Consider the following 9,995-nt stretch of genomic DNA (forward strand, 5'->3'; position numbering starts at 1 on the left):
ATGGTTTGGGGGTGATTACCTTCGTTAACTCTTTGAATGAAAGATTAAAAAAACAGCGAATTTTTTATCAAGTTTTGTCTAAACAGCACCCAGCTGTTTAGGTTATAATCGGTTTTTATGTATAAATAACCAGTAGCTCATCATGATGGATCCATCTCTATTACTCGACGGTCTAAACGATAAACAGCGTGAAGCCGTTGCAGCTCCTCTAGAAAACTTACTTGTCCTTGCTGGTGCAGGGAGTGGTAAGACTCGCGTTCTTGTTCACCGTATCGCTTGGCTGATGTCGGTCGAGCAAGCTTCTCCTTTCTCGATCATGTCGGTCACCTTCACCAATAAAGCGGCAGCAGAAATGCGTGGTCGTATTGAAGAGTTGATGATGGGCAGTGCATCTGGCATGTGGAATGGGACTTTCCACGGTATCTGTCACCGCATTTTGCGTGCACACTATCTTGATGCCAAGCTACCGGAAGATTTCCAAATCATAGACAGCGATGATCAGCAGCGCTTGTTAAAGCGTTTGATCAAAGCGCAAAACTTGGATGAAAAGCAGTGGCCTGCACGCCAAGTTTCATGGTGGATTAATGGTAAGAAGGACGAAGGATTACGCCCATCGCATATCGACGCTTATCACGATCCAGTGACCAAAACTTATTTGCAGCTGTATACCGCTTACCAAGAAGCGTGTGATCGTGCTGGCTTAGTGGACTTTGCGGAAATTTTGCTGCGCGCGCATGAGCTACTGCGTGACAACAAGTTTGTGCGTGAACACTACCAAGCACGCTTTAAGCATATCTTGGTTGACGAATTCCAAGACACCAACAACATTCAATACGCTTGGCTACGCATGATGGCTGGCCCAGATTGTCACGTGATGATTGTAGGTGACGACGACCAGTCAATTTATGGTTGGCGCGGTGCAAAAGTCGAGAACATTGAGAAGTTCACGCTGGAGTTTCCGAGCGTGAACACCATCCGTCTCGAACAAAACTATCGTTCGACCAAGACGATTCTTGAAGCGTCCAATACCTTGATTGCGAACAACACTGAACGCATGGGTAAAGAGCTGTGGACGGATGGCAATGTGGGAGAGCCGATCTCGGTTTACAGCGCTTATAACGAGCTTGATGAAGCGCGCTTTGCGGTCAATAAAATCAAAGAGTGGCAAGAGAATGGCGGCGCATTGAATGATGCTGCGATGCTGTATCGTAACAACGCGCAATCTCGTGTTTTGGAAGAAGCATTAATTCAGGCAGGCTTACCGTACCGTATTTACGGAGGCATGCGATTCTTCGAGCGTCAAGAAATCAGAGATGCGTTGAGCTACTTGCGTTTGATGGCGAATCGCAACGATGATGCCGCGTTTGAACGTGTCGTGAATACCCCAACACGTGGTCTGGGCGATAAGACGCTAGAGACTATCCGTCGTGCAGCTCGTGATAGAGGGTGCACTATGTGGGAAGCCAGTCTGGCAATGCTCGATGAGCAAGTATTGCCGGGTCGAGCAGCTGGTGCGTTAAGTCGTTTTGTCGAATTAATCACCGCGCTGGAAGACGATACACTAGAAATGCCATTGCACGAGCAAACGGACCACGTGATCAAGTACTCGGGTTTGTTTGCGATGTATGAGCAAGAGAAGGGCGAAAAGTCTAAAGCTCGCATAGAAAACTTGGAGGAGCTGGTTACCGCCACTCGCCAATTCGAAAAACCAGAAGAAGCGGAAGAAATGTCTCTGCTGACGGCATTTTTAACACATGCGGCTCTAGAAGCGGGCGAAGGTCAGGCGGACGAATTTGAAGATGCAGTCCAACTGATGACGCTGCATAGTGCGAAAGGTTTGGAATTCCCATTGGTATTCATGGTCGGTGTGGAAGAAGGTATGTTCCCAAGCCAGATGTCCGCTGAAGAGGCAGGGCGTTTGGAAGAAGAGCGCCGTCTGTGTTATGTGGGCATGACGCGCGCGATGCAAAAGCTCTACATTACTTACGCGGAAATGCGTCGCCTATATGGCCAGGACAAATACCACAAACCATCGCGCTTTATTCGTGAATTACCAGAAACGTGTTTGGATGAAGTGCGCATGAAGGCGCAAGTGAGTCGCCCTTCAAGTAGTGGACGTTTTAGCCAAACCGCAGTAAAAGAAAACTTCAATGAGACTGGTTTTTCACTAGGTTCTCGTGTGATGCATCCGAAATTTGGTGAAGGAACGATCATCAACTTTGAGGGCAGTGGCCCACAAAGCCGAGTGCAGATTGCTTTCAACGGTGAAGGCATTAAATGGTTAGTCACCGCTTACGCGAGACTGGAGAAGCTGTAGGGCTTTGTGAAAAAATGAACATAAGAGCTGCTTCGGCGGCTCTTTTTGTTTGTGCAGTTTTGATGTCGCTAACGCAGGAAAAAATGGAATGATAAATGGAGTTCGAAAGCGTGATTTAACGGTGCAGATGAGAAAAACTTTAGGCAAAGAAAAACCCCGAGGGCTTACGCCCGTCGGGGTTATAGTCTTACTCGCAGCAATCCAGCTACTAAAAGTGCTCCATGCATCAAATCCTTGATAGCGTGCTGCATTCCTTCAGCTTAATCCTTTCGTCGCCTTCCTAGCGGTGTCCTTGACCTTATCCTGGTCTGCTAACCATCCTCGTTAGCTCTCATCACTTGTTCCCTGAGCGGTGTCCATGACATCATCCTGATGTTCAGTCCTTTCCTCGTCCAGAGGTGTCCATTTCCCGTCCTTAGTAGCAACCGTCCTAGTTGCTATTGATTCCGTTCAATGTCCAGTTTTGCAATCCATGCCCGACTATTCATCCTGAATACCCGTTTCTTCTTCCTGAAGTTCACCAAATCCGTGGTGTTTCCTGTTCCGTGTCAGCATCCTTCCGACAAGGTTCATATTACGCTCTTCACGATTCTCAACAATGGTCGAAGCCCACATTTTTCTCAATCAAAAGCGTTTGAAAAATAAACATGTTTATACTATTCAATATCTTATGGTTGTTTGTGGGCTGTTTTACCATTAAAAAAGAGAGGTTTGCTCCACTCCTTGTGAGAGATCTCGCACAAGGAGTCGAGCAAAACAGGCCTATTTGCCGATTGCTGCTCCTTCTCGACGAGGATCTGCGGCACCTTCTAGTCCATCTTTTGTTATGCGTATCGCATGCAGTCCAGAATTCAAATCACGAACATTGGTTTTAAAGCCCATCTTCTCCAGCTCTGGCTGTAAGCCTTCTGCACCGGTACTTTGCTCAATATCTAAGGTGCCAAAACGGTCGAGTAATCGTGGTTGATTGATTGCTTGTTGGATATCCATATCCCATTGCGTGTGGGCAATGATGGTTTGCGCCACGTAACCGATGATTCGACTGCCACCCGGAGAGCCTATTGCCATGTAAGGTTTGTTATCTTTCATCATAATGGTCGGGGCCATTGAAGATCGTGGACGTTTGCCTGGCTCTATACGGTTGGCGATTGGAATTCCGTCATTATGAGTACGGAAAGAAAAATCGGTCAGTTCATTATTGAGCAAGAAGCCACGCACCATTAAGCGCGAGCCAAACGCATTCTCAATGGTGGTCGTCATTGACACCACATTGCCTTGCTTATCGACGATATTGAAATGGCTGGTGGAAGGGAGTTCAATGGACTCGTCCATGCTTAAATTCATTGCGTGCGACCACGGAGGATTGCCTGCTTCAACTTTGCTTAGTGCTTTGCCGACTTGGATCAGCTCTGCTCGCTGCTGGAGGTAGCTTTCATCAAGCAAGCCTTGAGTTGGCATTGGCACGTAATCTTGGTCTGCCATGTATTTACCACGGTCAGCAAACGCTAGACGCGATGCATCGGCGAGTACTTGCCAAGATTTAATGCTGTTAGCCCCCCAGCCTTTGAGATCGTACTGTTCAGTGATCGCCAAAATCTGACCAATGGTGAGCGCGCCAGAGCTTGGTGGTCCCATGCCGCAAATGTTATAGCTTTGGTATGCTGCACAAACCGGCTCACGTTGTCTGATTTGGTAGGTATCAAAGTCGGGTTGGGCTAATACGCCGGGGTTACCCGGCGCGTTTTGTACCGTCTTGATAATGTCTCTGGCGATATCCCCATGGTAGAAGGCTTGAGCACCTTGCTTAGCAATAGCACTCAGTGTTTGTGCGTATTCAGGGTTTTTTAATAGCGTACCTCCGGTTTTTGGCGAGCCATCCGAGTTAAAGAAATAGGCTTTTGTGACTGGAAAGCGTGATAAACGCTCGGCGTCTTTTTCTATCAAGCTTGCTAGGCGAGGACTGACTTTGAATCCTTGCTCCGCAAGCGAGATAACAGGCTGAATGATCTTTTTCCATTCCAGCTTGCCGTATTTCTGGTGGGTATCCCACAATAGTTTCACGGTGCCTGGTGTTGCGACAGAGCGTCCTCCAACCACGGCATCGTAGAATTGCAATGGCTGACCGTTCTCATCTAAAAATAGCTTTGGCGTTACGGCGAGGGGTGCGGTTTCACGCCCGTCGTAAGTGGTCAGTTTTTGCTTTTCGCTATCCCAATACACTAAGAACGCACCGCCACCAATACCTGATGACTGGGGTTCAACTAAGCCAAGCATCAATTGCACCGCGACCATGGCATCTATCGCATTCCCGCCGTGCTCAAGTACGTCTGCACCCGCTTGAGTCGCCAGTGGGTTAGCAGCGGTAACCATATAATCTTTAGCTTTGACCAGCTGCTTTTGCTCAATGCCAGTGCTGTGCTCTGGTGCGACCGAATCTGCAGCTTGGTTAGCGAAGGCTTGTCCAGTGAAGGTGAAAGGGGAAGTAAAAAAAAGACCCGAGAGTACGAGTCGGTTAAATGTCCATTGCATGATGACTCTCCATGTTGCCAACTAAGGTTATTCAGCTTGGCAGCCACGGAGATAGTCGTCGAGTTTCCTATTAAAGAAATGTCGAGTGTGCGACGCTTTTAAATCAGAGAGTTATCGAGAAAGGAGCGGAAGGTTTGCACTAAAATACTGCTGCCAACTAGAGTAAATACCACACCACATAAACCATCTATATAAATGCTGGCTTGCTGCAATCTTGTTTGCAAGCGCTGCGTTGACAGCATCCATGCAAGGCTAGAAAACCAGAGTAGCGACAAACCAAACAAAATCACCAGAGCAATTCCTTTTCCTGTCACCGACATGCCCACTGGGACAAGGCTCGACATTAAACTCACAAAAAATACTAAGGCTTTGGGGTTGAGAATATTAGTTGCGAACCCCTTGGTAAACGCTTGGCGTTTATTACCGATCACAAGATTACTGTTTTTGCTTGGCTGATCAGAAAGTGGGTTTTTGATCATCGCGATCACGCCGCGCAGTGCACCGATACCCAAATACAACAGATAGCTGCCCCCAAGCAATTGTAAGACTGAGTAGAGCAGAGGATGCTGGTGAACTAAATAGCTCACCCCCGTTATGCTGAATAAAGAATGCAGCAAAATACCGACTGATAAGCCAAGCGCAATGTATAAGCCGGTTTGACGGCCATGACGGGTGGCATTTTGTACCACAAGCGCAAAATCCGGACCTGGGCTCATTAAGGCAATGAAGTGGATACTGGCAAGCGTTAAAAGGATAGTCGATTCATTCATAACACATCTCAAAACATAGTGGATATGAGCTATTGTCGTGATTCTTATTCGGTAGTGCTTGTAAAAAACTAGCAGTACTGAATACCACAGCGTATGAGGTATTAGCGTGCCACTTGTGAAGGCGAGACGCCATAGGTTTGTTTAAACGCTTTACTAAAGTGGGCCTGATCATAAAAGCCCACTTGATAGGCGACGTCCGTACCACACCATCCTGCTTGGAGTAGTTTCATTCCTTGCTCTAATCGCAAGCGAGCAAACCAAGCGTAGGGAGTCATACCCGTTTGCGCTTTGAAATGGCGTTGAAACTGCGTGGGGCTCAGTTGGCAGAGCTCTGATAGTGCATCTAAACGAACTGTTTGGTCGAGATTCGCCATTAAGTAATCTTTTAAGGTATGCAAAGACTGTTTTCCAAGAGGAACCACTTTTTGCCTCGCGAGTGATCCGTAGCGATCAAAAAGTTGATTAAATCCTTCAAAAGGAAGGCAATCTTTGGTGAGTTGGCTGAGGTTCTCGCGGCGAAGAAGAGCATGCAAGTTACTAAGTTGTGAAAATATCTGTGGATCGGAGATGATCAATTCATTAAAGCGGATTATTTGACCATTTTGACTAAGATCGGCAAGATCGCTGAGTAGGTGCGGCTCGATCGCAAATACATTCACTTCATAGCCACTTTCGAGCTTAGAGTGCCCGTCGTGCAGTTCATCTGGCGGCATAATTACGATTTGCCCATGACCCACTTGATGGCTACAGCCTTGATATTGGAACTTTTGCGTGCCATGCGTGATCAGACCGAGGTGAAAGTCCAGATGATAGTGCCTTTGAAAGGCAAACTTCTGGTATTTCGCCTCGATCAGGCTCAGCTGATCATGGTCGGTTGCGTAGTATTGAATCTGTTCCATTACATACAAAAAAGCTTGGTCACATTATGACCAAGCTTATCTGGCAATTTCTAACTTGTCTTGTAAAAAACGATCACTGTGGCTGAACGATTCGGCGTGAGCGACGGTTGTTGCGCAGTCCATCAAAGCTAAATACGACTAGCGCTCCCCAAATAAAGGCAAAGGTAATCGCTTTATCCATGCTAAAGGGTTCGCCATACATCAGTACTGCAAGTAAGAACATCAAGCTTGGGCCAATGTACTGGAAAAAGCCCAATGTTGATAATTTGAGTCTTGTTGCCGCACCCGTAAAACAAAGTAGGGGCAGTGTGGTAATCACCCCTGCTGCAATCAACAAGCTATTTAATGCTAACGGGTTAGTGAGCATATTCGACGTTGGGGTTTCTGCAATAAACAGCAGATACACGGCGGCGACAGGCAGAAGGAGTAATGTTTCGATAAACAATCCTGTTTTTGCATCGACACTGACTTTCTTCCTTAAGAGGCCATAGAAGCCGAAACTCATTGCTAACGCCATCGCAACAACGGGCACGGAGCCGAATACAATCAATTGGACCAGTACACCACAGCCCGCTAATACGACAGCAAACCATTGCAACTTACGAAGTCGCTCTCCCAAAAAGACCATGCCGAGCAAGACATTGATTAATGGGTTAATGTAATAGCCTAAGCTCGCGTCAAGCATATGATTGGAATTGACCGCCCAGATGAAAATCAGCCAGTTTCCGCCAATTAATACAGAACTTGCGATCAGGTAAGCGATCTTCGTTTTGTCTTTCGCGATGTAGTAAACCGAGCGCCAGTGACGGCCAAAGTGAAGGAGTGCGGCAAGCAAAAAGAAAGACCAAATCACCCGGTGGCTCAGAATCTCCAAAGGGGATACTTGTGCGATGGATTTAAAATACATCGGCGCAATGCCCCACATGGTATAGGCACCAATCGCCAGCAATATACCTTGCCGAGCGCGTTGTTGTTCGTCTTCTGGTGTCATGAGGTGTCACCTAATTGTGTGTTTATAGAGCAGAAAATCAGTATACGAGTCGTGATGCGAAACACCTAGCAATTTGCGGTTTTATTCACCATGAAACCCCATTACAATGTGCCCTCACTTTGTGTGCCTGGGCATGCAAAAGCATTTCTACGATCACTCAATCTGAGATTATTCATGACCTCAACCTTGCTAGCCGAACAATCAGATACGCCTGTAACGCCTCAACGTGTGTTGGAGGAAGTCTTCGGTTACCAGACGTTTCGTGATGGTCAGCAAGAAATTATTGAAGCCGCTATCGAAGGTAAAGACAGCTTAGTCATCATGCCGACAGGTGGCGGTAAATCTCTCTGTTACCAAATTCCGGCGTTAGTGCGCTCAGGGATTACCTTGGTGATTTCACCGCTGATTTCATTGATGAAAGACCAAGTTGATCAACTGAAAGCCAATGGCGTAGCTGCGGAGTGTGTGAACTCGACCATGAATCGAGAAGAGCTACTGAGTGTGTATAATCGCATGCACTCTGGTCAGCTTAAGCTAGTGTATGTCTCGCCAGAGCGCGTGTTAATGCGTGACTTTATTGAGCGTTTAGAAAACTTACCCTTATCTATGATCGCCGTGGATGAAGCACATTGTATCTCTCAGTGGGGACATGATTTTCGCCCAGAATACGCGGCGTTAGGTCAGTTAAAGCAACACTTTTCGCATGTGCCCTTTATGGCACTCACAGCCACCGCCGATGATGCGACGCGTCGTGATATTCTAGAACGCTTACGCTTACATGAACCTCAGGTGTATCTAGGAAGCTTTGATCGTCCCAACATTCGTTACACCTTGGTGGAAAAGCACAAGCCGGTTTCTCAAATCATTCGCTATCTAGCCACCCAGAAGGGAAGCTGCGGCATTATTTACTGCGGCAGTCGTAAGAAAGTTGAAATGGTGACCGAGAAGCTATGCAACAACCATATCCGCGCTGCTGGTTATCATGCAGGGATGGATACTGAAGAGCGAGCTTACGTTCAGGAAGCTTTTCAACGTGATGACATTCAAATCGTCGTTGCGACGGTTGCATTCGGTATGGGTATCAATAAGCCAAACGTGCGCTTTGTCGTGCATTTTGATATTCCACGTAACATCGAGTCCTATTATCAGGAAACCGGTCGAGCAGGGCGAGATGGCCTGCCTGCCGAAGCGATGATGCTATACGACCCAGCAGACATCAGTTGGTTGCGTCGTATGTTGGATGAAAAAGATGATGGACCGCAGAAGCAGGTAGAAAGCCACAAACTCAATGCGATGAGTGCTTTTGCGGAAGCGCAAACCTGTCGTCGTCAGGTACTGCTCAACTATTTTGGAGAGTATCGCGAAAAGCCGTGTGGTAACTGCGATATCTGCCTGGACCCACCAAAACACTTTGATGCGACCGAAGAAGCGCGCAAAGCGTTGTCGTGTGTTTACCGCGTCAACCAAAGTTTTGGTATGACGTATGTGGTTGAGGTGCTGCGTGGGATGCAAAACATTCGTGTGCGCGAACACGGCCACGATAAAATTTCGACTTACGGCATTGGTCGTGATCACAGCCATGATTACTGGGTGAGTATCTTCCGCCAGTTAATTCATAAAGGGCTGCTATTTCAAAACATCACTCGTAACTCGACGTTGCAATTAACCGAAGAAGCACGCCCATTACTACGTGGTGATGTGTCTTTAGAACTTGCAGTTCCACGTTTAGATACCGCAGCACGTGCCGCGAAGTCGGATAAGCTGACCAGCAAAAACTACGATAAGAAGTTGTTTGCCAAACTACGTAAGCTACGTAAGTCGATCGCCGATGAAGACGGTTTGCCACCATACGTGGTATTCAGTGATGCGACCTTGATTGATATGGCAGAAATGCTGCCAACGTCATACGGCGAAATGTTAGCGGTTAGTGGCGTTGGTCAACGTAAACTAGAAAAATACGCCGATCCATTCTTGGATCTGATCCAAGAACACATTACTCACCACGGATAAGGAATCCATATGCACAAGGAATTTGGTCTCGCTGATTACATTGTTGAAGAAGGGCGTCTTATTATTACCGCTCCAAGCTTCGACCTCGATACTTTTCCGGCACTGGGTGAGCGTTTGGTGGGATTATTATCTGCGTCTGTGGTAGAAAAACAGTGGGATGCGGATATTCACTCTTGGTTGATCGATTTTGAAGGCTGCCGCTTATTTATGAAAGCGGAGCACTACAGCGAAGCGATTTGGTTTGAAGCGCTAACAATAGAAGAGAGTAGGGAAGAGCTCGACTATTTAGCCGGATTGTTCCAACGCGGCTTCTAAATTCAAGTTATCTATTCTTTAAAGGGTGTTTCACATGAAACACCCTTTCTTATTTTTGCATCAAAGCCCTTGGTTTTGACGTGATGTTCGCGAAGAAACGTTTGCGTATAAAACACCGCTTGTGAGTAAAATTGGTTAATGTATAATCGCCCACCGCTTTACTC

Annotated in this window: 7 protein-coding genes; 3 read left to right on the top strand and 4 right to left on the bottom strand. The window is 47.0% G+C overall.

Annotation, left to right across the window (positions count from 1 at the left end; genetic code table 11):
* Nucleotides 1–142 precede the first annotated feature (142 nt).
* On the top strand, nt 143–2,317 hold the full coding sequence (gene uvrD, locus CAG69_RS08245) for a DNA helicase II (protein ID WP_046874565.1): 2,175 nt from the start codon (nt 143–145) through the stop codon (nt 2,315–2,317).
* Nucleotides 2,318–3,079: 762 nt separating this feature from the next.
* Here the strand turns inward: uvrD and ggt are convergent.
* The 4 genes from ggt to rarD all read right to left on the bottom strand — a co-directional run bounded on the left by ggt (nt 3,080) and on the right by rarD (nt 7,506).
* Nucleotides 3,080–4,846 (bottom strand): gamma-glutamyltransferase, encoded by a 1,767-nt coding sequence (gene ggt, locus CAG69_RS08250; RefSeq protein ID WP_161443649.1) that lies wholly within the window; start codon nt 4,844–4,846, stop codon nt 3,080–3,082.
* A gap of 98 nt (nt 4,847–4,944) precedes the next feature.
* Nucleotides 4,945–5,616, bottom strand: coding sequence for a LysE family translocator (locus CAG69_RS08255; RefSeq protein ID WP_161443651.1), 672 nt, complete (start codon nt 5,614–5,616; stop codon nt 4,945–4,947).
* A 101-nt stretch (nt 5,617–5,717) separates the two neighbouring features.
* Nucleotides 5,718–6,515, bottom strand: a complete 798-nt coding sequence (locus CAG69_RS08260) for an AraC family transcriptional regulator (RefSeq protein ID WP_006743074.1) — start codon at nt 6,513–6,515, stop codon at nt 5,718–5,720.
* A gap of 73 nt (nt 6,516–6,588) precedes the next feature.
* On the bottom strand, nt 6,589–7,506 hold the full coding sequence (rarD, locus tag CAG69_RS08265) for an EamA family transporter RarD (RefSeq protein ID WP_005397014.1): 918 nt from the start codon (nt 7,504–7,506) through the stop codon (nt 6,589–6,591).
* A 174-nt stretch (nt 7,507–7,680) separates the two neighbouring features.
* Here rarD and recQ point away from each other — a divergent pair, with 174 nt between their 5' ends.
* Both recQ and CAG69_RS08275 read left to right on the top strand, forming a co-directional pair.
* Nucleotides 7,681–9,516, top strand: a complete 1,836-nt coding sequence (gene recQ, locus CAG69_RS08270) for an ATP-dependent DNA helicase RecQ (protein ID WP_161443653.1) — start codon at nt 7,681–7,683, stop codon at nt 9,514–9,516.
* 9 nt (nt 9,517–9,525) lie between these two features.
* Nucleotides 9,526–9,831, top strand: coding sequence for a DUF3630 family protein (locus CAG69_RS08275; RefSeq protein ID WP_005397009.1), 306 nt, complete (start codon nt 9,526–9,528; stop codon nt 9,829–9,831).
* The last annotated feature ends 164 nt before the right edge of the window (nt 9,832–9,995 follow it).

The sequence above is a fragment of the Vibrio sp. V43_P6S15P86 genome, assembly GCF_009904725.1.
GTDB classification, from domain to species: Bacteria; Pseudomonadota; Gammaproteobacteria; order Enterobacterales; family Vibrionaceae; genus Vibrio; species Vibrio diabolicus.